This is a genomic window from Methylocystis sp. JAN1 (assembly GCF_052186135.1).
GTDB lineage: Bacteria > Pseudomonadota > Alphaproteobacteria > Rhizobiales > Beijerinckiaceae > Methylocystis.
The window spans coordinates 3,227,145-3,250,807 of record NZ_CP181499.1 but is presented as its reverse complement, the minus strand read 5'-3'; the positions used below and the strand labels follow the sequence as shown (position 1 = coordinate 3,250,807).

The window sequence follows — 23,663 nt, the reverse complement described above, 5'->3', positions numbered from 1 at the left end:
ACTTGCCGGATACTTCGCCGGAACCGTTTGACGAACCGATCTATACGACGCGCCTCTCGCCGCATCGGTCCATGACCCCGCGCGCCTTTTATCTGTTTATCGCCGGGTTTTGCGTCGCGCAGGGGGTTTTCGCGATTCCTTTTTTCGCCATGGGCGCGTGGCCGGTCGCGGGCTTTATGGGACTCGACGCGCTCGCTCTCTATATCGCCTTCCTGATCAACTTCCGGGACGCGCGCGCCTATGAGACGCTTGACGTCACGCCGCTCGAACTCGTCTTCGCCAAGGTCGGCGCCGGCGGGCGACGGCGCGAATGGCGCTTCAATCCATCCTGGGTGCGGCTGGAGCAGAAGGTTCACGAGGAATTCGGCACGATGAGCGTGGCGCTCGTCTTTCGTGGGGAGGCGATCGAGGTTGGCTCCTTCCTCGGTCCGGATCAGAAAGCGGAGCTTGCGAGAGAGCTCACGCGCGCGCTCGCCGTTGCGCGCATGGGACCGCGCTTTTCCTGATCACCTCTTGCGTTGCGAGAGCATGTCGTCGGCTTCGCGCAGCAACCGCGCTTCGTTGGCCTTGTAGTAGCGCCACAGCACGAAGACTGCGAAGAGGCCGCAAAGCGCGCCGGCGGTCGCGATCGGCCCCTCGATCTTCTGGAACGTCGCGGTGAGCCAATAAGCGCCGAGCCCGAAGATCAGCGCCCAGACGATCCCGCCCGCGGCGTTGTAGAAGAAGAATCGCGGCGCCGGCAGCCGGTTGGCGCCGGCGAGCAGCGCCGCGAGGATGCGCAGCAGCGCGATGAAGCGCCCGAAAAAGACGATTGCGCCGCCCCATTTGTAGAAGAGATATTGCCCGAGCCGCAGCTTCTCCGGCCCAAGCCCAACACGCCAGCCGTGCCGTTCCAGCGCGCGGTAACCGAATTCGCGGCCGATCCAATAGCCGATATTGTCGCCGACGATCGCGCCGGCGGCGGCCGCGAAAATGATGGTCTCGATGGAGAGCGCGCCCGAAAGTCGCGCATAGATCGAGGCGCCGACGAGCATCGTCTCGCCGGGCAGCGGAAGGCCCGAGCTTTCCAGAGCCACGACAATGAAAATGGCCCAATAGCCATAGGCGGCGAGCAGGGAGGCGATCTGCGCCTGATCGAAGAAATGGCCCATCCGTTCCGACCTCGCTTTATCGGAACATATGCGCAGACGAGAGAAAAGCGACACCGCGTCGCGATGCCGCTTTCCCGCGTAAAGCAAATCAGGCGATTATTTTTATTGGTATTGAAGGCCGGCGCAGCTCAGTTCGGCCGGAAAAGACCGGCCGATGACGATGTCGTCGTCGACGAAGACCGTACCGTCCTCCAGCGCGGGTTCGAGCACCGCCCGCAGGCCTTTCAGCAAGGGCTGGTCGTCGCCCGTAATCCTTTCGCGCAACGTCTCGCGCACATTATCGTCCGCGCGCCGCGCGAAGTCGCGGACAACGACCGCTACGAACCTGCCGACACTCATGCCCTTCTCTTGCGCGGCCACACGGACGCGCTCTGCGAACCGGCCCCCAATGCACATCAGCGCAGCCTGGGCGACCATCTCGTCGGAGCAGGAATGGATCAGATCCGCAACCAGCATGGTGTCCTCCGCTTTTCGTTCTTGTTTCAGCCCGTTCGTCCTCTTTTGTCTGTCGCGCCGTTTCCGCCCGCCGAGGGGCTGGCGTCTCGTTTCTCCAAATGGCGGGACGGCGACTGAACCGTCGCTGAACCGCCTTCGCAAAGAGCCTTTCGGCCCGGACGCGCCAATCGAGCTGCGACACGTCGAAGACGCGACGAAATCGCGGCTCTTGTTGCACGCTTGCCGTTCTACGTGACGACCGTGACCGGGTTACGACGAACAGCCGAAATTTTTGCGTGAACGAGGCGCAGCGCGCCCATGCCGCGCCCCCGTATCGTTCCAACGCGCCACTTCGGCCAGAGTTTCACGCCTGCAAGAATATTTCTTCGCTGCGACTGCACAGTTAAGTCCCAGCGCCTTGCTTTTTTGCGGCGCAGCGGCGCGCGGAGCGCCGGCGTCACCAGACGCCGACATTTTGGGCGGACGCCCAGGGCTCAGCCGGCTCGAGCGGCTTGCCGTTCTGCAGAAGCTCGATGGAAATGGCGTCCGGCGTCCGCACGAACGCCATATGGCCGTCGCGGGGCGGCCGGTTGATCGTCACGCCCGCTTTTTGCAGCCGGTCGCAGACCTCGTAGATATTATCCACGCCGAAGGCGAGATGCCCGAAATTGCGGCCGCCCGCATATTCGCGCTCGTCCCAGTTATAGGTCAGCTCGATCGTCGGCGCGCCGCTGCGTTGCGCCGCCTCCGCATCCGCGGGCGCCGCAAGATAGACCAGCGTATAGCGCCCTTTTTCATTCTCTGTGCGGCGCACTTCCTTGAGCCCGAGAATGTCACAGAAAAAATGCAGCGAACGGTCGAGGTCGCCCACCCGGATCATCGTATGCAGATATTTCACGTCGAATGCTCCCTTTCGGGCCGTGTCCCGCGACCCGAATCTAGCGTATCGCACGAGGCGTTGAAGGGACCAACGCCTCTCCAATGCGGCCCGCTCGCGCAAGCGCCCCATTTTAAGGCCGGGTCCCGCATTGCCCGCGAACCCGCCTCTTGCTAGCAAAGCCCGTCAACCGTTCCGGACACAGGGCCACATGACCGAGACGCGCGCGCTGGGCGCCGAGGGCGCCAGCCGGAAAATCACCGCCGCCAAGGCCTCCATCGCCGCCAGCGCTTTCCTCGCCGCCGCCAAGCTCGCCGCGGGGCTCTGGTCAGGTTCGCTGGCGCTTCTCTCGGAAGCAGGCCACGCCTTTGTCGACACGGGCGCGACCGCGCTGACTTATTACGCGGTGCGCGAGGCGGAAAAGCCGGCGGACGCGGAGCATCACTACGGTCACGGGAAATATGAGGCGCTCGCCGCGCTTGTCGAGACAGGGCTGCTTTTCGGCCTCGCCCTTATCGTCGTGGGCGAGGCCATCAGGCGGCTCGGCGAGGTCAATGTCGCGATCGATGTCGGCTGGCCGGCCTATGGCGTGCTCGGCGTCTCCATTCTGATCGACTTCGTGCGCGCGCGGCAATTAGGCGAGATCGCGAAGGAAGAGCGCAGCGACGCGCTCGCGGCGGACGCGATGCATTTCGCGAGCGACCTCGTCTCCTCCGTGCTCGCGCTGATCGGCGTGGCCGCGGCGCATTACGGCTTTCCGCAAGGCGACGCGCTCGCCTCCTTCGGCGTCGCAGGCTTCATCGCCGTCGCGGGCTACAGGCTGGGGCGACGCACCATCGACACGCTGCTCGACGCCGCGCCGCGCGACCTCGCCCCGGAGATCGCGCGTGCGATCCGCGACGTGCCAGGCGTCATCACGCTCGACGAGTTGCGGCTGCGCAGCGCGGGAGCGGAGGTCATCGGCGATGCGACGATCGGCGTCGCCCGCACGCTGCGGGTCGAGCAGGCGGCGCGCATCAAGGCGGCGGTCTCGGCGGCGATCCTCGCCGTCGCGCCGCATGCGCGCATCACGATCACTGTCGACGCGCGCGCGCTGGACGACGAGACGATGGTGGAGCGCATCATGCTCGTTGCGGCCCGGCGGCACGTCACCGCCCATCACGTCATCGCGCAACAGATCGGCGAGCGGCTCTCCATCGGCCTCGATATCGAACTCGACGCCGGCATGCCGATCGGTCGCGCCCACGCCATTGCGACTGATTTCGAGAGCGCCATCCGAGATGAGTTCGGCGCCGACGTCGAGATCGAGACGCATATCGAGCCGCTCTCGCCCCATGTGCTGGTCGGCCGCGACGTCGATCCGGCGTTGATGCAGGAGATCGCGGCGGCGCTCGACCGCCATTGCGCGCAGGTCGGCTATGTCGCGAATATCCACGATCTGCGCGTGCGCGAAACCTCCGGCGGCCTCGTGGTGAACTATCACTGCGCGGTTGATCCGAGCGTGCCCGTCGAGGCGGCGCATGACGCGGTGGACGCGCTGGAGCGCCGCGTGCGCGAGGAATATCCGGAAATACTGCGTATTGTCGGCCACGCGGAGCCGGAGGACCATTAAAATGCGCCGGAAAATGGAATCCTTCCGCGCGTAGCCAAGCGCGGGCGCCTAGGATACAAATAAATCATGACACAGACAGAGCAAAGCATCGGGGACGTCTCGACCATGCCTTTTGAAAAGGCGATGGCGGAGCTGGAGCGAATCGTCGGCGACCTGGAGAAGGGCGCGGTTTCACTCGACGACTCGGTTCGGCTCTACGCGCGCGGCAAGGCTTTGCAGGAGCGCTGCGAGAAGCTGCTCGCCGAAGCGGAAGCGCGCGTCGAGAAGATTACGATCGGGGAAAACGGCGCGCCCAAAGGAGTCGCGCCGTTCGACGTGACCTGAACAAAGGACATTACGGGGCGGATTTTTCACATTTAATTCAAGGGAGGAGCAAATGCCGAAGAAGCTCGTCATTTTCTGCGACGGCACCTGGAACGAGCCGACCGAGCGGGGCACCAATGTGCTGCGGATGCTCCAGGCGACCGACAATCAGGACGAGGAAGGCAATCCGCAAATTCTGCATTACATCGCCGGCGTCGGCACGCGCAAAGGCGAAAAATTTATCGGCGGCGTGTTCGGCCGCGGCATTTCGGAAAACATCGTCGATGCTTATTCCTTCATCGTGAGCAATTACGAAGAGAATGACGAGATCTATCTCTTCGGCTTCAGCCGCGGCGCTTACACGGCGCGCAGCATTGCGGGGTTCATTCACAATTTCGGCATTCTGAAACCCTACCGGCTGCCGCTCGTCAACGAGATGTACGATCTGTACAAGGCGTCGGACTGGAAACCGGGCAGCCCGAGCGCCGCGCAGTACCGAGAGGCGAACTGCCATCCTTATCCGGCCCAAATTCGCTTTCTCGGCGTATGGGACACGGTCGGCGCGCTCGGCGCGCCCTATGGAGAATTTCTCGGCTATTTCGTCGACAAGGTCTTCAAATGCAGTTTCCATGACGTGACGCTGAGCTCCAGCGTGCAGAGCGCCTATCACGCGGTTGCGGCGGACGAGCGCCGCTGGCCTTTCCGCTATACGCCGATCGAGCTGACGCAAACGCATCTCGACAGGAACGCAAGGAACGTCGCCGAGAAGGGCTTCCCGCTCTACGCGCAAAAGTGGTTCCCCGGCGTGCATTCGGATGTCGGCGGCGGTTACAGCCAATATGGCTTGTCGGATGGAGCGCTGGAATGGATGGCCGCGCGCGCGCGAGAAAACGGCCTCAAGGTGCTGCCGCTGGAAACGATCGAATTCGCGCCCGACCGGCTCTTCCGCAAAAACATTGCAGAGCCGATCCATCACAGCCAGACGTTTTATTATCAGTTCCTCACGCTCATCACCGTGAAGATTTTTTCGCTCGTCTATCCCTGGAAGGACCGTCCCCTGCGGAAATACGTCACCTGGAAGGGCGAATATATCCGGCCTATTCCGACCGGCGCGGACGTGGCGGCCGTGAAGGAGAAGCAGGCTGCCGATCCAAAATACAAGCCGGAGAATGTCTGACGCCATTTCTGCGTCATTGCGAGAAGATCCTGCCGGCCACGCGATCCAGCATGGCGATAGCGGCCCGAAAAGCCTCGCATCGGCGCCAGGAGCGTCGTGGAGAAGCGATCGGGTCGAAGCCGTGTGAGGGAGGAGCGGGTCAGTCGACCTGCTCCTCCTTCGCCGCGCGATTGGAAAGAACGCGCACACGCGCCATGAAGGCCCAGGACAGGAGCAGCGCGAAGGGGACCGAAATCGCCTCGACCATGTCGGCCGACAGGTTGGCCGGGATAAGGCCAGCCTCCTTCAGTCCCTTCGCGACGAAGGCGAAGAGCCCGACGAGATAATAGGCGAGGCCGGCGATGGAAATGCCCTGCACCATGCGGTTCAGCCGCATTTGCAGGCGCGTGCGCCGAACCATGTCGTCCAGCAGCGCGCCGTTCTGGCGCTCCATCTCCAGCGTGATGCCCGTGCGCATCAGATTTATCGTGCGCGCGACGTCGGTCGAGAAGCGCATCTGCCGCGCTTCGACGGCGTTGCAGGTCTCGATCGCAGGATCGAGCCTCGTGTTGAGGAAATTCGAAATGGTCGGATACTGACCTTCCTTCGTCTCCTGCAAGAGTTCGAGCCGGCTCTTGGCGAGCTTGTGATAGGCGCGGCTCGCCCCGAAGCGGAACGCCGTGCGCGTCGAGAGCGCCTCATTGGCCGCGAGCAGGTCGGAAAGGCGCTTCAACAGGTCCTGATTATTGTGCGACTCGCCGACGCAAAGCGCATGCGTGATTTCAGAGAGCTCCTCCTCCATCGTCGTCAGATCGGGGGAGACCGCGCGGGCAAGCGGCAGGCCGAGCAGGGCCATGCTGCGATAGGTCTCGACCTCGAGCAGGCGCTGGACCAAACGGCCCGCCTCCATGGGTGGCGCGTGTAGGATGCGGACGGCGATGCGCGTGAAGCGGTCGGCGTCGACATCGAAATCGGTGAGCGCATGGCCGGCGTCCTTGCCGAGGCCGATGACGCAGAGGCTCTGCGAATTGAACATGCCGGCAAGATCGTCGAGCGGAATCGCGCGGTCGACGACGCAGAGATGCGTCGCGACGATGAGCCGGCCCGGCGGCCGGAATTTGATCTCGCCGCTCGCCAGCGGATCGGGATGGAGGAAGGGCGTCTCGGCATCCAGCCCGGTCGCCCAGGTATAGGTGGTGAATTCCGTGTGCTGCTCCCAGCGCAGCCGCCAATCGCCGAAGTCGAAATGATGGAACTTGGCGTCCGGCCCGGGCGCGTTCAGCCCGGCGATTTTCGCAAGGGCCTCGATGGCGGCGCGGTCGGCCGCCGCCGCTTCGTGGTTCGTCGCGAAGGCGAAGTGGTAGATGCGGCGGGGAACATGCAGAGGCAGGAAGGGGCGCGCGTGCAATTCCGCAAGAATCGTCGTGCGCGCCTCATGCTCCACCCAATGCGCGCTCGCGCTCGCTTCGTTCATTCTCCCCTCCCGGCCCGAAGCGTCCTTATAGCCGCGTCGGGCGGGGGAAGGCGAGGGCGCGGCGTTGTCGAGCCGGTCAGATCTCGCGGGACTTGTTCGGGTCGATTTTTGAAGCGCGGATCTGGAAGAGCTCGCCGCGGTTGAGCTTCCTGCCGTCCGGCCATGCGCTCATCGTGCGCTTGCCCGAATGGGTGCGATTATCGACCGGCGAGATATATTCATATTCGACGCTGATCTTGGATTTTACCGTGAACCCGTTCCATTTTGGATGGTTTTTCACCGCGTATCGCGCGATTTCGCAGCCGAGCACATCCGAGGTGGTCGTGGTGCGGCCGACCTCTTTCTCCATGTAGCAAAGCTCTTCGACCTTGGAGATGCGCGCCTGCGCCGGCGCGTAATTCGCCCTCTTGTCATATTGGTCGAAAGCGTAAAAGCCGCCGAGGCCGATCGCGAGGACTCCAAGCCCCATCAGCCGATTTGCGCCGTAGTTGATAAGGGAGTTAATCATCGTGCGATCCTTTGAAGATCAGGCGCCCTCCAAAAGCGTGGAGCCGGTTTTTCGCATGGAGGCGGCGGGCCGACGCCCACGAGGCGGCGGCTCGGCCAGCGTCATTCGCCAATCTCTTGAGCATCGTGATGATCCACCGCCTGAAACCCGGCGGATCGTCGCGCACAATTGTTGAGGCGAAGCTAAGGAGCCCGTCTTGCTGGTCGCGTCCTTAAGAGTCTCTTGCGCTGCGATTCAGGTAATCACGCTCGGCGCGTTACGCTTCGTATACCGCTCGATCTTCGCGATGTCGCGCGACAGCGAAATCAGATCCGAGAGAGCTTCCTGCGTCTCGGCAAATTGCTTTGCAGGGTCGGCCTCGTAGCGCTCGATATAGACTCGCAGCGTCGCGCCCGCCGTTCCCGTGCCCGACAGGCGGTACACAATGCGCGAGCCGTCGGCGAACATGACGCGGACGCCCTGGTTCTTCGAGTCGGAACCATCGACCGGATCGTGATAGGCGAAGTCGTCGGCGTCCTTCACGTCGAGCGCGCCGAATGTCTTGCCCTTGAGCGAAGGCAGGCTGCCGCGCAGCGTCTCGATCAGCGCGTTGGCGCCGTCGGCGTCGACCTCTTCGTAATCATGACGCGAGTAATAGTTGCGGCCATAAGTCGCCCAATGCTCGCGCACGATCGTGTCGACGCTCCGCCTGCGCGCGGCGAGCACGTCGAGCCAGAGCAGCACCGCCCAGAGCCCGTCCTTCTCGCGCACATGGTTCGAGCCCGTGCCGGCGCTCTCTTCCCCGCAAATGGTGACGAGCCCGGCGTCCAGCAGATTGCCGAAGAACTTCCAACCCGTCGGCGTCTCATAGATGCCGACGCCGAGCTTCTCGGCCACGCGATCGGCGGCGGCGCTCGTCGGCATGGAGCGCGCAATGCCGGCGACGCCGTTCCTGTAGCCCGGCGCGAGATGGGCGTTCGCCGCGAGAATGGCGAGACTGTCGGAGGGCGTGACGAAACGATTTCGGCCGATGATGAGATTGCGGTCGCCGTCCCCGTCCGAAGCCGCGCAAAGATCCGGCGCGTCAGCCGACATTGCAAGGTCGTAGAGATGCGCCGCATGGACGAGATTGGGATCGGGATGACGCCCGCCGAAATCGGGCAGAGGCTCGCCATGCATCACGCTTCCCGGCGCCGCGCCGAGCATGCCCTCGAGAATGACCTTGGCGTAAGGCCCGGTCACCGCCGACATGGCGTCGAATTTCATGGTGAAGCCGGCGCGGAAGGCGTCGCGGATGCGGTCGAAGTCGAAAAGCGTCTGCATCAGCGCGGCGTAGTTCGCCACGCTGTCGACGATCTCGACGCGCATGGCGCCGATCTGCGCGGCGCCGAGCGCATCGATGTCGACATCGGGCGCGTCTTCGATCTTGAAGGATGTGATTTCCTTCGTGCGCGCGTAGATTGCTTCCGTCACCTTCTCCGGCGCCGGGCCGCCATTGGCGACATTGTATTTGATGCCGAAGTCGCCGTCGGGGCCGCCGGGATTATGGCTCGCGGACAGCACGATGCCGCCGAAGGCCTTGAGCGAGCGGATGAGCGCCGAGACGGCGGGCGTCGAGAGAATGCCGCCGCGCCCGACAACCGCGCGGCCGAAGCCGTTCGCGGCCGCAATCTTCAGAATCTTCTGGATCGCTTCCCGGTTGTAATAGCGGCCGTCGCCCCCCACAACGAGCGTCCGGCCCTCGAAGCCCTCCAGGCAGTCGAAGATCGACTGCACGAAATTCTCCACGTAATGGCGCTGCCGAAAGACCGGAACCTTTTTGCGCAGGCCCGACGTGCCGGGCCTCTGATCGGTATAGGGTGTGGTCGCGATTTCCTTGGCCATTCCTGCCTCTGCGCGCTTGAGGCGCCCGCGAAGGGGCGCCGGTTCAGGCCGGAATCTATAGGGACCAAGGCGTTAAAAAAACGGCGGCGCGTGGTCGCGCCGCCGTCGGCAAGCTATTCGAATTGAAGCTTACCAGCCCCAATAATTGTAGGCCGGGTAGCCATAAGACGGATAGTAGCCGCCATTGTAGTAGGGGTAGTAGCCGCCGTAATAGCCGCCGCTCGAAGCGGCGAGACCCGCGCCGAGCAGGCCAAGACCGACGCCCGCGGCGACCGCCGGGCCGGGATTGTAGCGGCGGTAATAGCCGCCGTAATAGGGGCGATAACCATAGCCGCGATAGCCGTATCCGCCCCAGCGGCGATACCAGACCCTGTCGACCGGGGCCGACAGACCGACGGTGGCGGGCGGGGCCACGCCGATGGGGCCGGCCAGAACTTCGGTCGGAACCGCCGTCGCCGTCACCGCGCCGAGCAGCGCGCCGGTGAGCGTCAGTTTCAGGCTCTTACGCATAAATCACCTCCCATGGGCGGGCTAATCCATAACGCTACGCGATCGGCCCGCCGAAGCCGCGTCAATAAAAGTAATCTAAACCTGAATCGGTCGGAGTCGAGAGGGCGGGCGGCAATTCGCGGCGTAACGTAAAGATCTATTCGCCCGGCGCGAGGCCCGCGGCCGCGTGACGGGCGAAATCGACGAGCCTTTGGCGAAAGAAGTCGCGCGCCCGCGCCGCCGTCGCGGGATGCTGCTCGAGAATTTGATGAAAAATTGTGCGGTTGATTTTCAGGACGGTGGTCGGCTCCAGGGCGAGCGCGGTGACGGGGCGCAAGGAGGGCGCGACGAGCGCCATCTCGCCGATCAGCGCCCAGGGACGAAGCACATGGTTCGCCGGCCGCCCGTCGTCATGGGTCGTCAGCGCGACCGATCCCATGGTGAGAATATACCCGCCATCCGACTCTTCGCCGCGCCGAAACAGAATGTCGCCCGCGCGCAGCAGCCCGGTCTCCGAGGCGAAGGCCAGGTTGCGCAGGGCCCCCGTCTCGAAGATCGCGAAAAGCGGAATGCGGGTGAGGTTGTCGATGTCGTCGTCAAGCGTCATTTCAGTTTCACAGAACGTGGATGTGCCGCTTTTTTATGGCGAAACGAACTTTGCCGGGAACTGTTCGCCGATATTCGCCAGCCGGTAGCCTCCGTCTTCCGTCAGCAACTTCAGCGGGCGTTGCGGATCCGCCTCGATCTTGCGCCGCAGGCGGTGAATATGCGTCTCCAGCGTGCGGGTGGAGACGTTGGGGCCATAGCCCCACACATCCGCGAGCAGCGCCTCTTTTGAGATGATCGCGCCTCTGGCTTGCGCGAGGCGACGCAGGATCGCCGCCTCCTTTTCGGTCAGCCGCGCGTCGAAGCCCTCTCGATAGCCGCTGGACGGCGCGGCGGCGAGCAGCGTGAGGAGCTCCGTAAAGCGGAAGGGCCGGGGCAGGGCGGCGTCCGCTTCCGGGACCTCGGCGCCGATCGCGATGATTGGGCCCGCGAAGCCGCTGGCGCGGAGGCGGCGGGCGAGAGCGGACGCGTCGAAAGCCTCTGCGTCCAGGATTGCGGCGTGCGGCCAGGGGGCGGCAGGCTCCGTCGCATGGAGGGCGCGCAGCTCGTAGAGGCCGAGGGCTTCGAACTGCTCGGCGAGACTCGACATGAGCCCGGGACTGGCGGCGACGAACAGGCTGCGGGTCATCGCTTGCGACGAACTCTGCTACAGATGCGGAAGGTTGAGAGGTCATCTTGTTCCATGGCGAAATCGCGCGCAACCGGCGTCTCCCTGCTCCGCGTCGCCCGGCGAATCGGCGGCAAGCCCCATGAGGCGCGGCTGATCGCGGGCGGTCGCGCCATTCCCTGCGCGATCGGTCGCGCGGGCGTCACACATGACAAGCGTGAGGGAGACGGCGCGACGCCGGCGGGGGGCTGGCGGCTCCTGCGCTTCTATTTGCGCAAGCCGGCGCCGTCGCGCGTCCCGTGGCGGCCGACGCGAAGCGACGACATATGGTGCGACGACGCCGGCAGCTTTCTCTACAACCGCCCCATGCGGGCGCCGTCGCGCCTGAGTCATGAGGAAATGTGGCGGAAGGACGGGCTCTACGACGTAGTGGGCGTGATGGATTACAATATCCGCGCGCGGGTCCGGGGACGGGGCAGCGCGATCTTCTTTCATATTGCGACCGAGGATTTGGGGCCGACCGCCGGCTGCGTCGCGCTGCGAGCGCGGGACATGGCGCGGCTGCTGCCGAGACTTTCGCGGGGAGCGATGATCTCCGTGCGTTGACGCCCCCTCTCCCCGCTTGCGCTTGCGGGGAGAGGGGGCGTGTGCGGGATTATCGCGAATAATCCCTATGACCCATGATCGCCGACCCGACGCGCACATAGGTTGCGCCGAGCTGGATCGCGAGCTCGAAATCCGCGCTCATCCCCATGGAAAGCTCCTTCAGCCCGTTTCGCTCGGCGATGTCCGCGAGCAGAGCGAAGTGCGGCGAGGCTTGTTCGTCGACGGGCGGCACGCACATCAGGCCGAAAATCTCCAGCCCATGTTTCTCCCGGCAGACGGCGATGAAGGCGTCGGCGTCCTCCGGCGGGACTCCCGCCTTTTGCGGCTCGGCGCCGGTGTTGACCTGCACGAACAGGCGCGGGCGCTTGCCCTGTTTCTTCATTTCTCCCGCCAGCGCCGCGGCGATTTTCTCGCGGTCGACGCTCTGGATCACGTCGAAGGTTTCGACGGCCTCCTTCGCCTTGTTGGATTGGAGCGGGCCGATGAGATGCAGCTCGATTCCCGAGAACTTGTCCCGCAGACCCGGCCATTTGCCCATCGCCTCCTGGACGCGGTTCTCGCCGAAGACGCGGTGGCCGGCTTCCAGCAGCGGAACCGCGTCTTCGGCCGGGAAAGTCTTTGTCACGCAGACCAGCGTGACGCTCGCGGGGTCGCGGCCGCAATCGGTCGCGGCGCGGGCAATGGCGGCTTTGGCGTCGTTGTAGCGGTCGATAATCGTCATGACCGCTGGTTAAGCCCGCCGGCGCCCGAGGGCAAGAAGGCCGATCGAGCCACAGCGTGGGAACGATCCGTCGCGGCGGCGGTTAGCTTGCCGATATCTCCGCCGCCCGGCGGGCGGCGCGCGCCGGGAGGTTGACCATGACCAGCAGCGAGGCTTTCTCCACTTATCCCGCGGGGGTCCACACGGCGCATTGCCGTGCGAAATGGGGCTGGATCGTCGCCATGGGCGTCCTGTTCATCATTGGCGGCGTCGTCGCGCTCTTCAATGTGCTCGCCGCGACGCTCGTCGCCATCGTCTATATCGCCGCGGCCATGGTCGTCGCGGGCGCCTGGGAGATCGTCACCGCCTTTCAGATCAGGCCGTGGGGCCGCGCGGCGCTGTGGGGCGTCGTCGGGGCGATCACGGTCGCGGCGGGCGTGGCGGCGGCGCGCTTTCCGTTTCTGGCGGCCGTTTCGCTCACGGCGCTCGTCGGCGCGCTGCTTGTCGCCGGCGGCGTCCTGAAGCTCGTGCTCGCCTATCAGTTGCGCGATTTGAGCCGCTGGGAGCTGATCGCCGTTGCGGGCGGCCTGAGCTTCGTCCTCGGCGTCTTGATCCTCGCGGAATGGCCGGCGTCGGGGCTCTATGTGCTGGGGCTGTTTCTGGGCGTGGACCTGCTCTTCGAGGGCGTCAGCTGGGTGGGGATGGGACTTGCGGCGAAACCGGCGGCGAGGAGGGCGTTTTAAGCGGGATCGGAGAAATGCGGCGCGGGTCTCCCTTTGACATCCCCCCGTCCGACCGGCATTTAGAGGCGCAAAAGCCAACGCCTTCATCGGACAGCCGCCCTCCATGAGACCCGACCGCTATAATTTCGCCGAAGCCGAGCCGCGCTGGCAGAAGACCTGGGAGGGACGCGAAGTCTTCAAGGCGGGGGCGAAGCCGGAGGCCCCCAAATATTACGTGCTGGAGATGTTCCCCTATCCGTCGGGGCGCCTCCATATGGGCCATGTTCGCAACTATTCCATGGGCGACGTGATCGCCCGCTATATGCGCGCCAAGGGCTTTGACGTCCTGCATCCCATGGGCTGGGACGCCTTCGGCCTGCCGGCGGAGAACGCGGCGGCGCAGACGGGCGCGCATCCGGCGGAATGGACCTACGCCAATATCGCGGCCATGCGCGCCCAGCTCAAAACGCTGGGCCTTTCACTCGACTGGTCGCGCGAGATCGCGACCTGCGATCCGGAATATTACAAGCATCAGCAGAAGCTGTTTCTCGATTTCCTGAAGGCCGGCATTGTCGATCGCAAAAAATCCAAGGTGAACTGGGACCCGGTCGACCTGACCGTGCTCGCCAATGAGCAGGTGATCGACGGGCGCGGCTGGCGCTCCGGCGCGCTTGTGGAGCAGCGGGAGCTGACGCAGTGGTTCCTCAAGATCACGAGCTATTCCGTCGAACTGCTTGAAGCGCTCGACACGCTCGACCGCTGGCCGGACAAGGTGCGCCTCATGCAGCGCAACTGGATCGGCCGCAGCGAGGGCATGCTGGTGCGCTTCGCGCTGGCGGAGGCGTTGGGCGAGACACGCGAGGTCGAGGTCTTCACGACCCGCGCGGACACGCTGTTCGGCGCGAAGTTCGTCGCGCTCGCCGCCGATCATCCGCTGGCCAGGGCCGCCGCCGATAAGAATCCCGCTCTGGCGGAATTCTGCGAGGAATGCCGTCGCGGCGGCACGTCTGCGGAGGCGATCGAGACCGCCGAGAAACAGGGCTTCGACACGGGGCTGCGCGTCGTTCATCCCTTCGACGCCAACTGGACCCTGCCGGTTTACGTCGCGAACTTCATTCTGATGGATTACGGGACCGGCGCGATTTTCGGCTGCCCGGCGCATGACCAGCGCGATCTGGATTTCGCGACGAAATACGGCCTCGGCTTCAAGGTCGTGGTTAGCCCGGAGGGCGTCGACGCCGCCGGCCTCGAAGCGAAGATCGCCGAGAGCGGCGAGGCGTTCGACGCCGACGGGAAGCTCGTCAACTCTTCCTTCCTCGACGGCCTCACCGTCGATCAGGCGAAGAATGAGGTCGCCAGCCGTCTGGAGACGACGGCGCTTTTCAACGCGCCGCAGGGCGTGCGCAAGGTCAACTACAAGCTCCGCGACTGGGGCGTTTCGCGCCAACGCTATTGGGGCTGCCCCATCCCCATCATCCATTGCGAGACCTGCGGCCCCGTGCCCGTGCCGGACGCCGACCTGCCGGTGCGGCTGCCCAAGGATGTGAGCTTCGACCATCCCGGCAATCCGCTCGACCGCCATCCGACCTGGAAGAACGTGCCCTGTCCCTCCTGCGGCAAGCCCGCCCGCCGTGAGACGGACACGATGGACACATTCGTCGATTCGTCCTGGTATTACGCGCGCTTCACCGACCCGCACAACGCCGACGCTCCGGCGAGCCCCGAGGCGTTGAAGCGCTGGCTGCCGGTCGACCAGTATATTGGCGGCATCGAGCACGCCATTCTGCATCTCCTCTATTCGCGCTTCTTCGCCCGCGCCATGCGCGACTCGGGCCATGCGGCGCGCGCCGAGCCCTTCGCGGGCCTGTTCACGCAGGGCATGGTCGTTCACGAGACCTATAAGGGGCCCGGCGGCTGGGTCTCGCCCGCCGCGATCCGCATCGAGAGCGGGGAGGGCGGCCGCCGCGCCTTCCTGCTGGACACCGGCGCCGAGGTCGAGATCGGCCCCATCGAGAAGATGTCGAAGTCGAAGAAGAACACGGTCGACCCCGACGACATCGTCGCAAGCTACGGCGCCGACACGGCCCGCCTCTTCGTGCTCTCCGACTCGCCGCCCGATCGCGACGTGATCTGGTCGGACGAGGGCGCGCAGGGCGCCTGGCGTTTCGTGCAGCGCCTCTGGCGCATTACCGGGGAGCTCGGCCGCGTCGCGGCGCCTGCGAGGGCGGAAGCGCCCTCGGAGATCGGTCCGGAGGCGCTCAAGATTCGCAAGGCGACGCACAAGACCGTCGCCCAGGTTTCCGAAAACGTCGAGCGCCTTCGCTTCAACAGCGCCATCGCCCGAATCCGCGAATATGTGAACGAGGTGACGGCGGCGCTCGACGCGGTGACGGAGACGCCCGTCGGCCCCGATCTCGCCTTCGCCTTCCGCGAGGCGGCGGACGCGCTGGCCCGCCTCGTCGCGCCCATGACCCCGCATGTCGCCGAGGAATGCTGGGCCGATCTTGGCCACAAAGGTCTTGTATCAGAAGCGCCATGGCCGGAGGCCGATCCCGCGCTCGTCGCGCAGGACATGATCGTCCTGCCGGTTCAGGTGAACGGCAAGAAGCGCGCGGAAATTACGGTGGCGCACGATGCTGGCGAGGAAACGATTCGCAAAGAGGCTTTGGCGCAAGATGGCGTGATGCGCGCCATGGAAGGCAAGCCGCTCAAGAAGTTCATTCTCGTGCCGAAGAGGATCGTCAATGTGGTCGTTTGAGCGACTCTGGACCCCGCGCCCCCAGGCGCGGCGTTCCTGGACCGCGCGCCTTCAGGCGCGCTCTGCCTTCGGCGAACCTGAAGGCTCGCGGTCCGTCATGGCGTTCCTCGCGCTGGCCGCCGCCCTCCCGCTCGCGGGCTGCATCGAACCGCTCTACGGCGCGAGCGGCGGGCTCGACAATTCGCCGCTCGCCTCGGAGCTGCAGTCGATCGAGGTGGAGGAAATTCCCGGCCGTATGGGGCATTACGTTCGCAACGAGCTGATCTACGGCTTCAACGGCACGGGCTCGACGGTGCAGCCGCGCTATCGCCTGAGCGTCACGTTGCGCGAGCGCGTTCAGACGCCGATCCTCGATACGGTGACGGGCCGAGCCACCTCCGCCACCGTCATCGCCGACGCCGACTACAAGCTTGTCACCTGGCCGCAAAATGTGGAGGTGACCAAGGGCACCGCCTTCAACATTGCGAGCTATGACCGCTTCTCCAACCGCTTCGCCAATGTGCGCGCCGCCCGCGACGCGGAAATTCGCGACGCCAAGGTGATCGCGGACTCGATCCGCACGCGGGTCGCGACGGAGGTCGCGGCCCGGGGGCCGGTCGCCACCCCAGCCCTCCCCCGCTGACGCGGGAGAGGGAGCAAGGCGCGGGCCTTCATTGCGCTTGTCGGATTTGAGCAGCGGTTTCGGTGTTCGTCCCCTCTCCCGCGAAGCGGGGGAGGGTTAGGGAAGGGGCAAAATGGTCGCTGTCCCGCACAAGGACGCCGAACGCTTCGTCGCCTCTCCGCCGGAGAGCGTCTTTCTCTTCCTCGTCCATGGCGCCGACGCCGGCATGGTGCGCGAGCGTGCGCTAGCGATCGTCAACAGGCGCGTGGACGACCGGCGTGATCCCTTCCAGTTCGTCGAACTCTCCGGCGACGCCGTCTCGGCCGATCCGCTGACTTTGCTCGACGAGGCCAACACCCAGCCGCTCTTCGGCGGGCGGCGCGCAATTCTCGTGGAGACAGGCGCCAAGTCGGTCATCCCTGCGGTCACCTCCCTGATTTCCGCGCCGCCCGCCGCCTGCACAGTGGTGCTGACAGCCGGCGCGCTGAAGAAGGATGCGCCGCTGCGCAAGCTGGTCGAAGGCGCGAAGCAGGGCGCCGGGATCGAGTGCCAGCCCGACACCGAGCAGGACGTTCACGCGCTCGTCGATCGCACGCTCAAGGAGGCAAATCTCGTGGCGAGCCCCGAGGCGCGGGCGCTTCTTCTCGCCGCGCTCGGCGAGGACAGGCTGATGAGCCGCGCGGAACTCTCCAAGCTCGTGCTTTACATGCACGGGCGCGAGCATGTGGCGGCCGAGGACGTCGAGGCGGTCGTCGCGCACGCTTCCAGCATCGCTTCCGACCGGGTGGTGACCGCCGCCTTTGCCGGCGATGCGGGCGAGACGCTCGACGCCTATTTCGCACAGGGCGGCGACGCCGGTTCGGTCCTCTTCGGCGCGCTGCGCTACGCCGTCGCCTTGCACCGGGCGCGCGCCTCGATGGAGCGCGAGGGCGGGCGCACGGATGCGGGGATCAACGCGCTCTTTCGCGCCGGCTTCGGCTTCATGCACCGCGCGCTGATGGAGGAGCAGCTCAAGGCCTGGACGTCGGCGCGTTTGCAAGCGCTGATCGAGCCGCTGCGCGAGGCCCAGACTCGCGCCCGCGCCAATGCGTCCAGCGCACGGATGGAGGCGGAGCGGGCGCTGTGGCGCGTGGCGAAGGCCGCCCGCCGCTGATTATTCTTTCCCCAGATCGAGGAGCGGCGCGAAGCCGCCGAAGATCATGCGCTTGCCGTCGAAGGGCATGGAGAGATCCTTCATGCGAGGATCGTCCCGCATCTTCTGATGGCCTGCGTCGCGCACCTCTTTCGACGGCCAGACGATCCAGGAAAAAACGACGTTTTCATGCGCTTGCGCCGCAACCGCGCGTTTGAAGTCGGTGACGGTTCCGTCCGGCACGTCGTCGCCCCAGCATTCGACGACGCGCAGCGCGCCGAATTCCTTTAGCATGGCCCAGAAGCATTCGGCCGCGTTGCGGTAATCGTCCTTCTTGTCATTCGGCACGGGAATGACGAAGCCGTCGACATAGCTCATGGTTCAGCTCCCTCTGTCTCTGGCCGCCTCGGAACCATCCACTTAACTTCCCGCGAACGGCCGTCCAGCCCTTGGAGCTAACGCGTCGCCCGCTCACGCCGCGCTGGCGAGGCTCATAAACAGCGCACGGCCGTCAACCCCGCCGACGAGCGGATCGATGAGATTTTCAGGGTGCGGCATCAGGCCAAGCACATTGCGCTTCCCGGAGTAGACGCCGGCAATGTCATTGCGTGAGCCGTTGGGGTTGGATGCGCCGCCGACGACGCCATTGGCGTCACAATAGCGGAAGGCGACGAGACCTTCGCCTTCGAGTCGCTCGATGGTCGCGTCGTCGGCTTCGTAATTGCCTTCGCCATGGGCGATGCAGACCTCGATCGCCTGGCCCGCGGCGTATTGGCGGGTGAAGGCCGTGTCGTTCCTCTCGACGCGCAGATGCTGCATCTTGCAAACGAAGCGCAGATTGGCGTTGCGCATCAGCACGCCGGGCAGTAGGCCGCTTTCGCAGAGAATCTGGAAGCCGTTGCAGACGCCGAGCACGAGGCCGCCCCGCGCCGCATGCGCGCCCACGGCGTCCATGATCGCGGCGCGGCCGGCGATGGCGCCGCAGCGCAGATAGTCGCCATAGGAGAAGCCGCCCGGCAGCACGACGAGGTCCGTGCCGGCGGGCAGCTCATGGTCAGCGTGCCAGAGCATGGCGGGCTTGCGACCCGTCGCCTGCTCGAGCGCGCGCGCCATGTCGCCTTCGCGATTGGAGCCGGGGAAGACGATGACGGCGGCTTTCATGGGCTTATCTCAGAGGTCGATCTGGTAGTTTTCGATCACGGTGTTGGCGAGGAGCTTCTCGCATGCTGCGGTGAGCTGCGCCCTGGCGCTTGCGGGGTCCGCGCCCGCCATCTCCACGTCGAACACCTTGCCCTGACGGACGCTCGCGACGCCGTCGACGCCGAGCGATTTCAATGCGCCCTCGATCGCCTTGCCTTGCGGATCGAGGACGCCGTTCTTCAGGGTGACGACGATGCGTGCTTTCATGGGACTCTGTTTCCATTCGGGATCGGCCACACGGTTAGCGGCCTTGCGCGCAAAGGGCAAGCGGCGGCGTCCCGCGATTGGAGCGCGCCTATAGAAGACCCGTGTCCCGATAAATGTCTCGCAGGTTCAGACGCGCGCCGATGGCCGGCAGGTCGAGCGCGTCGTCGGCGGATTCGAAGCGGCGCTCGATGAAATTATTGGCGCGGTCGTAGGAAACGATTTCGACCGCATCCTGCGCGACGACGACATAATGCCGCAACGAAGGCAGCGTCGGATAGGCGCGGCGCTTCCAGCGCAGGTCGTGGTTTGCGGTCGAGGGAGATAAAATCTCGAATACGACGATAGCGTCGGAGCATTCGACCGAGATCAGATTGCTCCGGGGGCGCACGACGACGTCGGGAACAGGGATGCTGGTCGCAGCGAGGCGCACGCCGATTCCAGGAACCGCCACCCAAGCCGCGTGCGTCTCCCGAGCAATCTGGTCGAGTTGGACGATCAGGTTTTTGGCAATGATCTGATGCAGAAAACTGGCAGACGCGTTCAAGATCGGCTCCCCGTCGATCAGCTCCCACCTTTCGTCGTCGGGGCGCGTAGCGGTGAACGCGAAGAATTCCTCCGCGTTCATCGGTCCAGGATCGAGAAAAGGAACGCCCATTATGTCCTCTCGGGCTCCTCTTTCCGAGGGGCCTCCTACTGCACCAGCTTTGGGGCGCCGACGCGGACCTGCTCGCCTTCCTGCATGATGCCGAGGCGGCGGGCGACTTCGGTATAGGCTTCCACCAGCCCGCCGAGATCGCGGCGGAAGCGGTCCTTGTCCAGCTTGTCGTTGGACTTGATGTCCCACAGCCGGCAGCTGTCGGGCGAAATCTCGTCGGCGACGACGATGCGCATCATGTCGCCTTCCCATAGGCGGCCGCATTCCATCTTGAAGTCGACCAGACGAATGCCGACGCCCAGGAACAGGCCGGACAGAAAATCGTTGACTCGGATGGCGAGCGCCATGATGTCGTCGATCTCCTGCGGCGTCGCCCAGCCGAAGGCGGTGATGTGCTCCTCCGAGACCATCGGATCGTCGAGCGCGTCGTTCTTATAATAGAACTCGATGATCGAGCGCGGCAGCTGCGTGCCTTCCTCGAGTCCGAGGCGCTTTGCGAGCGAGCCGGCGGCGACGTTGCGCACCACGACTTCCAGCGGAATGATCTCGACTTCGCGGATGAGCTGCTCGCGCATGTTCAGCCGGCGGATAAAATGCGTCGGCACCCCGATATTGTTGAGATGCTGGAAGATATATTCCGAGATGCGGTTGTTCAGGACGCCTTTGCCATCGATGACTTCATGCTTCTTGGCGTTGAAGGCGGTGGCGTCGTCCTTGAAATGCTGAATCAACGTGCCAGGCTCCGGGCCCTCGTAGAGGACCTTGGCCTTGCCTTCGTAGATACGGCGACGGCGGTTCATTGGGATCAACCGGGGCTTGAGAAAGTCCATGGGGTCGGCCGCGGCTCCTCCGATATGATCCCGCGCCAGGCGTTCGACCAGGGAGCGGGATTCAGGGTGACCGACCGCAACGATGCGCGGTCGTAGCGTCTTTGGGGGCCAGTGACAAGCCAGCGGTCGCCTTTCGGGGCGACGCCGCATTTTAACCGAATCCGGGGTGCGACACAACGCGCTCTTTTTGGCCGTGTTTCAGCTTTTCCGGCCGCCCGCGCGGGAATGTCGCACCCTCGCTGCTTGGCATTGGCGCCGCACCCGGTTTTCGCCTATATGCGTGCGGCGCATCAAAAATGCGGCGCGCGGCGGATCCGCCGCTTGAGATTTCCGACAAGACGAACCCGGCCGAGGATGGACATGAGCACTTTCGATCAGCGTGAAGATTCTTTCGAAAAACGCTACGTCCACGATGAGGAGTTGCGCTTCAAGGCCGAGGCGCGCCGCAACAAGCTCGTCGGCCTCTGGGCTGCGGAGAAGCTCGGAAAGTCGGGCGCCGACGCCCAGGCCTATGCCGAAGCCCTTGTCGCCGCTGAAGTTTCGGCTGACGCTGACGAGCGCGTCGTCGCTACGGTGAAAAAGGATTTCGAGGCTGCCGGCGTCGACCAGTCCGAGCACCAGATCCGCCGCACCATGGATGAGATGCTGGCCAAGGCGAAGGCGGAGATCAAGGCGGGCGAGTAAGCCCGGCGCGACAGCGTTGCGGAGAGGGGAAAAGCGGAAGGCGTTTTTCTTTTAAGCTTTCCGCGCCAAGCTCCGTTCATGCGCGAATCGCCTCCTTCCAGACGCCGGCCGGCGGCCAGGCTTTCGAATGCGGCGCGTTTCAGCGCCGCGCCGCAAATCGCCGGGGAGGCGGAGCTTTGGCTTCGCTCGCTCTCCGGGGAGAAGCGCGCCTCCGCCCATACGATCGACGGCTATGCGCGAGACGTCGCCGGCTTCCTGCGCTTCCTGACCGAACATCTCGGAGAAAAGCCCGACTCCGCGGCGCTGACCGCGTTGCAGCCCGCCGATCTGCGCGCCTATCTGGCGAAACGGCGCAATGAGGGGCTGGAGAGCCGCTCTTTGCTGCGGGCGCTGGCCGCGATCCGCAATTTTCTGAGATATCTGGAGAAGCGCGGACTCGCCAAAACGGACTTTTTCGGCGCGGTGCGGCCGCCCAAAAAGCCGCACAGCCTGCCCAAAGCGCTCACCGTCGCCGACGCCCGCGACCTGATCGACCCCGAGCAGCGGGCGGGCGAGGCGCGGGAGCCCTGGGCGCTCGCCCGCGACGCCGCCGTGCTGGCGCTGCTCTACGGCGCCGGGCTGCGCATCTCCGAGGCCCTGTCGATTACACATGCGCAGGCGCCGGTCGGGCGGGTCGACCGCGTCACCATCACGGGCAAAGGCGGAAAGACGCGCACGCTGCCGGTCATCGAACCCGTGCGGCAGGCGATCGAGGCCTATCTCGCGCTCTGCCCTTACGATCTCACAAGCGGGCCGCTTTTCGTCGGCGTCAGAGGCGGGCCACTCTCGCCGCGAATCGTGCAGCTTGCGGTCCAGCGCCTGCGCGGGGCGCTGGACCTGCCCGACAGCGCCACGCCCCACGCGCTGCGCCACTCCTTCGCGACCCATCTGCTCGGCCGGGGCGGCGACCTGCGCACGATCCAGGAGCTGCTCGGCCACGCCTCTCTGTCGACGACGCAGATTTACACCGCCGTCGACAAGAAGCGCCTGCTCGACGCCTATAAGTCGGCGCATCCGCGGGCGGGGTGATTACTCCACCGGCTCCACCGCCGTAATCTCGATCCCGAAGCCCGACAAGCCCACAAAGGCCCGCGGCTTGGCCGAAGATGACCGCAGCCGGATCGACGATACGCCCAGATCCTTCAAGATCTGCGCGCCGAGGCCGACGTCGAGCCATTGACGCTTGCGGGTCTCCTCGGCGTTCTCCTCCTGACGGCCGACGACATTCGCCGGCACGCCAGCGGCGCCGTCGCGCAGATAGACGAGCACGCCGCGCCCTTCCCGCGCGAAGCGGGCGAGAGTCTTCTTGATGGTCGGCGCGCCGCCCATCACGTCGGCGAGAATGTCGGCGCGGTGCAGGCGCGTCGGCACGTCGCGGCCGTCGCCGATGGAGCCCAGCACGAAGGCGAAATGCTGCACGCTGTCGAAGGGCGTCACATAGGCGTGGCCGTGGAATTCGCCGAATTCGGTCTTTACCGGGAAGGTGGCGACGCGCTCCACGAGTTTCTCGCGCGCCTGACGATAGGCGATGAGATCCGCGACCGAGACGAGCTTGAGATTGTGCTTCTCGGCGAAAGCGGTGATCTGCGCGCCGGTCATCACCGTCCCGTCGTCATTGGCGAGTTCGCAGATCACCCCCACGGGAGGCAGGCCGGCGAGGCGGCAGAGATCCACCGCCGCCTCCGTATGGCCGGAACGCATCAGCACGCCGCCATCCTTGGCGATGAGCGGGAAGACATGGCCCGGCCGCGCGAAATCGGCCGCGCCCATATTGCCGTTGGCGAGCGCGCGCACGGTGTTGCAGCGCTGTTCGGCGGAAATGCCGGTGGTGAGCCCGTGCCGCACATCAACCGAGACGGTGAAGGCGGTGCCGAGCGGCGCGTCGTTCTCGGCGACCATGGGGGCGAGATGGAGCCGTCGCGCCTCCTCCAGCGTCAGGGGCGCGCAGACGATGCCGCAGCAATTTCGGATGATGAAGGCCATTTTCTCGGGCGTGCAGAGCGACGCCGCAATGATGAGATCGCCTTCGTTCTCGCGGTCGTCGTCATCGGTGACGACGACGATCTCGCCGCGCGCGATGGCCTCGATGGCCTCTATAATGGAATGGGACAAGCGGGTCTCCGGGACGCGCCCTCGCGGCGCCGATCCCGCCTATCTAGCCGCGCGGGCGCACCGATTCAAATCCTGTTCCGTCCGTCGTCTGGCCGGGTCCGTTCGGGAGGCGGGGTGCCGCAACTCGTGCAGGGGATCAGGCGCAGGGCCGCGCCCGCGCCGCCGCTGTTGGTCGGCTCGCGGCGGGTCGGCGCGTCGGCTTCCGGCGTCGATGCCCCCGACGCGCAAATCGAGGCCTTCGATCGCGACGCCCTCGGCGATGCAGACCCGCCGTCGCAAGTCTTCCGCCTTTCTCCGGGATTTCGAAGCGGGGCAAATTGGGCCCCCTCTGTCCGA

27 protein-coding genes are annotated in these 23,663 nt (G+C 65.2%); 12 read left to right on the top strand and 15 right to left on the bottom strand.

Annotation, left to right across the window (positions count from 1 at the left end):
* Positions 1-71: 71 nt before the first annotated feature.
* A complete protein-coding gene (locus ACNHKD_RS15520) occupies positions 72-506 on the top strand; it encodes a DUF2244 domain-containing protein (RefSeq protein ID WP_442756913.1) in 435 nt (144 codons plus the stop codon).
* Here the strand turns inward: ACNHKD_RS15520 and ACNHKD_RS15515 are convergent, their stop codons facing one another.
* The gene (locus tag ACNHKD_RS15515) at positions 507-1,151 is read right to left on the bottom strand and encodes a DedA family protein (RefSeq protein ID WP_442754385.1); all 645 of its coding nucleotides are present in this window, start codon (positions 1,149-1,151) and stop codon (positions 507-509) included. It abuts the gene before it with no gap.
* Here ACNHKD_RS15515 and ACNHKD_RS15510 point away from each other — a divergent pair.
* Positions 1,143-1,724 carry a hypothetical protein gene (locus ACNHKD_RS15510; protein WP_442754384.1) on the top strand — a complete coding sequence of 194 codons (582 nt, stop codon included), beginning with the start codon at positions 1,143-1,145 and terminating at the stop codon, positions 1,722-1,724. The two genes, ACNHKD_RS15515 and ACNHKD_RS15510, sit on opposite strands and share 9 nt — an antisense overlap.
* Before the next feature lie 319 nt (positions 1,725-2,043).
* On the opposite strand, the gene gloA is transcribed toward ACNHKD_RS15510, so the two are convergent.
* Entirely contained in the window at positions 2,044-2,484 is a 441-nt protein-coding gene (gene gloA / locus ACNHKD_RS15505) for a lactoylglutathione lyase (protein WP_442754383.1), read from the bottom strand.
* Between the two features lie 190 nt (positions 2,485-2,674).
* On the opposite strand from gloA, the gene ACNHKD_RS15500 reads away from it, so the two are divergent.
* The 3 genes from ACNHKD_RS15500 (at position 2,675) to ACNHKD_RS15490 (ending at position 5,555) form a co-directional block, all read left to right on the top strand.
* Positions 2,675-4,075 carry a cation diffusion facilitator family transporter gene (locus ACNHKD_RS15500; RefSeq protein WP_442754382.1) on the top strand — a complete coding sequence of 467 codons (1,401 nt, stop codon included), beginning with the start codon at positions 2,675-2,677 and terminating at the stop codon, positions 4,073-4,075.
* Between the two features lie 66 nt (positions 4,076-4,141).
* Complete coding sequence (locus ACNHKD_RS15495) at positions 4,142-4,399, top strand: exodeoxyribonuclease VII small subunit (RefSeq protein WP_442754381.1); 258 nt, start codon at positions 4,142-4,144, stop codon at positions 4,397-4,399.
* Between the two features lie 52 nt (positions 4,400-4,451).
* Positions 4,452-5,555 (top strand): DUF2235 domain-containing protein, encoded by a 1,104-nt coding sequence (locus ACNHKD_RS15490; RefSeq protein WP_442754380.1) that lies wholly within the window; start codon positions 4,452-4,454, stop codon positions 5,553-5,555.
* A gap of 139 nt (positions 5,556-5,694) precedes the next feature.
* On the opposite strand, the gene ACNHKD_RS15485 is transcribed toward ACNHKD_RS15490, so the two are convergent.
* The 6 genes from ACNHKD_RS15485 to ACNHKD_RS15460 all read right to left on the bottom strand — a co-directional run bounded on the left by ACNHKD_RS15485 (position 5,695) and on the right by ACNHKD_RS15460 (position 11,102).
* Entirely contained in the window at positions 5,695-7,008 is a 1,314-nt protein-coding gene (locus ACNHKD_RS15485) for a DUF3422 family protein (RefSeq protein WP_442754379.1), read from the bottom strand.
* Positions 7,009-7,084: 76 nt separating this feature from the next.
* Positions 7,085-7,516 carry a hypothetical protein gene (locus tag ACNHKD_RS15480; RefSeq protein WP_442754378.1) on the bottom strand — a complete coding sequence of 144 codons (432 nt, stop codon included), beginning with the start codon at positions 7,514-7,516 and terminating at the stop codon, positions 7,085-7,087.
* A 234-nt stretch (positions 7,517-7,750) separates the two neighbouring features.
* Positions 7,751-9,379, bottom strand: a complete 1,629-nt coding sequence (locus ACNHKD_RS15475; protein ID WP_442754377.1) for an alpha-D-glucose phosphate-specific phosphoglucomutase — start codon at positions 9,377-9,379, stop codon at positions 7,751-7,753.
* Positions 9,380-9,508: 129 nt separating this feature from the next.
* Positions 9,509-9,889 carry a hypothetical protein gene (locus ACNHKD_RS15470; protein WP_442754376.1) on the bottom strand — a complete coding sequence of 127 codons (381 nt, stop codon included), beginning with the start codon at positions 9,887-9,889 and terminating at the stop codon, positions 9,509-9,511.
* Between the two features lie 136 nt (positions 9,890-10,025).
* Complete coding sequence (locus ACNHKD_RS15465; RefSeq protein ID WP_442754375.1) at positions 10,026-10,475, bottom strand: cyclic nucleotide-binding domain-containing protein; 450 nt, start codon at positions 10,473-10,475, stop codon at positions 10,026-10,028.
* A 33-nt stretch (positions 10,476-10,508) separates the two neighbouring features.
* Complete coding sequence (locus ACNHKD_RS15460; protein WP_442754374.1) at positions 10,509-11,102, bottom strand: winged helix-turn-helix domain-containing protein; 594 nt, start codon at positions 11,100-11,102, stop codon at positions 10,509-10,511.
* A gap of 54 nt (positions 11,103-11,156) precedes the next feature.
* Here ACNHKD_RS15460 and ACNHKD_RS15455 point away from each other — a divergent pair, with 54 nt between their 5' ends.
* Positions 11,157-11,687: a L,D-transpeptidase family protein gene (locus tag ACNHKD_RS15455; RefSeq protein ID WP_442754373.1), complete on the top strand. Its 531-nt coding sequence runs from the start codon at positions 11,157-11,159 to the stop codon at positions 11,685-11,687.
* Between the two features lie 49 nt (positions 11,688-11,736).
* On the opposite strand, the gene ACNHKD_RS15450 is transcribed toward ACNHKD_RS15455, so the two are convergent.
* A complete protein-coding gene (locus tag ACNHKD_RS15450) occupies positions 11,737-12,408 on the bottom strand; it encodes a YggS family pyridoxal phosphate-dependent enzyme (RefSeq protein WP_442754372.1) in 672 nt (223 codons plus the stop codon).
* A gap of 137 nt (positions 12,409-12,545) precedes the next feature.
* On the opposite strand from ACNHKD_RS15450, the gene ACNHKD_RS15445 reads away from it, so the two are divergent.
* The 4 genes from ACNHKD_RS15445 to holA all read left to right on the top strand — a co-directional run bounded on the left by ACNHKD_RS15445 (position 12,546) and on the right by holA (position 17,621).
* The gene (locus tag ACNHKD_RS15445) at positions 12,546-13,130 is read left to right on the top strand and encodes an HdeD family acid-resistance protein (protein WP_442754371.1); all 585 of its coding nucleotides are present in this window, start codon (positions 12,546-12,548) and stop codon (positions 13,128-13,130) included.
* Between the two features lie 103 nt (positions 13,131-13,233).
* Positions 13,234-15,867: a leucine--tRNA ligase gene (gene leuS / locus ACNHKD_RS15440; protein WP_442754370.1), complete on the top strand. Its 2,634-nt coding sequence runs from the start codon at positions 13,234-13,236 to the stop codon at positions 15,865-15,867.
* A gap of 97 nt (positions 15,868-15,964) precedes the next feature.
* Positions 15,965-16,489, top strand: a complete 525-nt coding sequence (locus ACNHKD_RS15435; RefSeq protein WP_442754369.1) for a hypothetical protein — start codon at positions 15,965-15,967, stop codon at positions 16,487-16,489.
* Positions 16,490-16,601: 112 nt separating this feature from the next.
* Complete coding sequence (gene holA, locus ACNHKD_RS15430) at positions 16,602-17,621, top strand: DNA polymerase III subunit delta (RefSeq protein ID WP_442754368.1); 1,020 nt, start codon at positions 16,602-16,604, stop codon at positions 17,619-17,621.
* Here holA and ACNHKD_RS15425 read toward each other — a convergent pair whose 3' ends face one another.
* The 5 genes from ACNHKD_RS15425 to purC all read right to left on the bottom strand — a co-directional run bounded on the left by ACNHKD_RS15425 (position 17,622) and on the right by purC (position 20,492).
* A complete protein-coding gene (locus tag ACNHKD_RS15425; protein WP_442754367.1) occupies positions 17,622-17,978 on the bottom strand; it encodes a DUF1428 domain-containing protein in 357 nt (118 codons plus the stop codon).
* A gap of 93 nt (positions 17,979-18,071) precedes the next feature.
* Entirely contained in the window at positions 18,072-18,761 is a 690-nt protein-coding gene (gene purQ / locus ACNHKD_RS15420) for a phosphoribosylformylglycinamidine synthase subunit PurQ (RefSeq protein WP_442754366.1), read from the bottom strand.
* A gap of 9 nt (positions 18,762-18,770) precedes the next feature.
* Positions 18,771-19,007, bottom strand: a complete 237-nt coding sequence (purS, locus tag ACNHKD_RS15415; protein WP_442754365.1) for a phosphoribosylformylglycinamidine synthase subunit PurS — start codon at positions 19,005-19,007, stop codon at positions 18,771-18,773.
* Positions 19,008-19,095: 88 nt separating this feature from the next.
* Positions 19,096-19,662 carry a Uma2 family endonuclease gene (locus ACNHKD_RS15410; RefSeq protein ID WP_442754364.1) on the bottom strand — a complete coding sequence of 189 codons (567 nt, stop codon included), beginning with the start codon at positions 19,660-19,662 and terminating at the stop codon, positions 19,096-19,098.
* A gap of 35 nt (positions 19,663-19,697) precedes the next feature.
* Positions 19,698-20,492 carry a phosphoribosylaminoimidazolesuccinocarboxamide synthase gene (purC, locus tag ACNHKD_RS15405; RefSeq protein WP_442754363.1) on the bottom strand — a complete coding sequence of 265 codons (795 nt, stop codon included), beginning with the start codon at positions 20,490-20,492 and terminating at the stop codon, positions 19,698-19,700.
* Positions 20,493-20,852: 360 nt separating this feature from the next.
* On the opposite strand from purC, the gene ACNHKD_RS15400 reads away from it, so the two are divergent.
* Together ACNHKD_RS15400 and ACNHKD_RS15395 are read left to right on the top strand one after the other, a co-directional pair.
* On the top strand, positions 20,853-21,176 hold the full coding sequence (locus tag ACNHKD_RS15400) for a DUF1476 domain-containing protein (RefSeq protein ID WP_442754362.1): 324 nt from the start codon (positions 20,853-20,855) through the stop codon (positions 21,174-21,176).
* A gap of 78 nt (positions 21,177-21,254) precedes the next feature.
* A complete protein-coding gene (locus ACNHKD_RS15395; RefSeq protein ID WP_442754361.1) occupies positions 21,255-22,244 on the top strand; it encodes a tyrosine recombinase XerC in 990 nt (329 codons plus the stop codon).
* Here the strand turns inward: ACNHKD_RS15395 and ribB are convergent, their stop codons facing one another.
* Positions 22,245-23,327 (bottom strand): 3,4-dihydroxy-2-butanone-4-phosphate synthase, encoded by a 1,083-nt coding sequence (gene ribB / locus ACNHKD_RS15390; protein WP_442754360.1) that lies wholly within the window; start codon positions 23,325-23,327, stop codon positions 22,245-22,247.
* Positions 23,328-23,663: the final 336 nt, after the last annotated feature.

Excerpts from the sequence above, each read along its gene's own strand:
- ACNHKD_RS15520 (WP_442756913.1), top strand. The coding sequence starts at position 72 with ATGACCCCGCGCGCCTTTTATCTGTTTATCGCCGGGTTTTGCGTCGCG.
- ACNHKD_RS15510 (WP_442754384.1), top strand. The coding sequence starts at position 1,143 with ATGGCCCATCCGTTCCGACCTCGCTTTATCGGAACATATGCGCAGACG.
- ACNHKD_RS15515 (WP_442754385.1), bottom strand. The coding sequence starts at position 1,151 with ATGGGCCATTTCTTCGATCAGGCGCAGATCGCCTCCCTGCTCGCCGCC.
- ACNHKD_RS15500 (WP_442754382.1), top strand. The coding sequence starts at position 2,675 with ATGACCGAGACGCGCGCGCTGGGCGCCGAGGGCGCCAGCCGGAAAATC.
- ACNHKD_RS15495 (WP_442754381.1), top strand. The coding sequence starts at position 4,142 with ATGACACAGACAGAGCAAAGCATCGGGGACGTCTCGACCATGCCTTTT.
- ACNHKD_RS15490 (WP_442754380.1), top strand. The coding sequence starts at position 4,452 with ATGCCGAAGAAGCTCGTCATTTTCTGCGACGGCACCTGGAACGAGCCG.
- ACNHKD_RS15485 (WP_442754379.1), bottom strand. The coding sequence starts at position 7,008 with ATGAACGAAGCGAGCGCGAGCGCGCATTGGGTGGAGCATGAGGCGCGC.
- ACNHKD_RS15480 (WP_442754378.1), bottom strand. The coding sequence starts at position 7,516 with ATGATTAACTCCCTTATCAACTACGGCGCAAATCGGCTGATGGGGCTT.
- ACNHKD_RS15475 (WP_442754377.1), bottom strand. The coding sequence starts at position 9,379 with ATGGCCAAGGAAATCGCGACCACACCCTATACCGATCAGAGGCCCGGC.
- ACNHKD_RS15470 (WP_442754376.1), bottom strand. The coding sequence starts at position 9,889 with ATGCGTAAGAGCCTGAAACTGACGCTCACCGGCGCGCTGCTCGGCGCG.
- ACNHKD_RS15465 (WP_442754375.1), bottom strand. The coding sequence starts at position 10,475 with ATGACGCTTGACGACGACATCGACAACCTCACCCGCATTCCGCTTTTC.
- ACNHKD_RS15460 (WP_442754374.1), bottom strand. The coding sequence starts at position 11,102 with ATGACCCGCAGCCTGTTCGTCGCCGCCAGTCCCGGGCTCATGTCGAGT.
- ACNHKD_RS15455 (WP_442754373.1), top strand. The coding sequence starts at position 11,157 with ATGGCGAAATCGCGCGCAACCGGCGTCTCCCTGCTCCGCGTCGCCCGG.
- ACNHKD_RS15450 (WP_442754372.1), bottom strand. The coding sequence starts at position 12,408 with ATGACGATTATCGACCGCTACAACGACGCCAAAGCCGCCATTGCCCGC.
- ACNHKD_RS15445 (WP_442754371.1), top strand. The coding sequence starts at position 12,546 with ATGACCAGCAGCGAGGCTTTCTCCACTTATCCCGCGGGGGTCCACACG.
- leuS (WP_442754370.1), top strand. The coding sequence starts at position 13,234 with ATGAGACCCGACCGCTATAATTTCGCCGAAGCCGAGCCGCGCTGGCAG.
- ACNHKD_RS15435 (WP_442754369.1), top strand. The coding sequence starts at position 15,965 with ATGGCGTTCCTCGCGCTGGCCGCCGCCCTCCCGCTCGCGGGCTGCATC.
- holA (WP_442754368.1), top strand. The coding sequence starts at position 16,602 with ATGGTCGCTGTCCCGCACAAGGACGCCGAACGCTTCGTCGCCTCTCCG.
- ACNHKD_RS15425 (WP_442754367.1), bottom strand. The coding sequence starts at position 17,978 with ATGAGCTATGTCGACGGCTTCGTCATTCCCGTGCCGAATGACAAGAAG.
- purQ (WP_442754366.1), bottom strand. The coding sequence starts at position 18,761 with ATGAAAGCCGCCGTCATCGTCTTCCCCGGCTCCAATCGCGAAGGCGAC.
- purS (WP_442754365.1), bottom strand. The coding sequence starts at position 19,007 with ATGAAAGCACGCATCGTCGTCACCCTGAAGAACGGCGTCCTCGATCCG.
- ACNHKD_RS15410 (WP_442754364.1), bottom strand. The coding sequence starts at position 19,662 with ATGGGCGTTCCTTTTCTCGATCCTGGACCGATGAACGCGGAGGAATTC.
- purC (WP_442754363.1), bottom strand. The coding sequence starts at position 20,492 with ATGGACTTTCTCAAGCCCCGGTTGATCCCAATGAACCGCCGTCGCCGT.
- ACNHKD_RS15400 (WP_442754362.1), top strand. The coding sequence starts at position 20,853 with ATGAGCACTTTCGATCAGCGTGAAGATTCTTTCGAAAAACGCTACGTC.
- ACNHKD_RS15395 (WP_442754361.1), top strand. The coding sequence starts at position 21,255 with ATGCGCGAATCGCCTCCTTCCAGACGCCGGCCGGCGGCCAGGCTTTCG.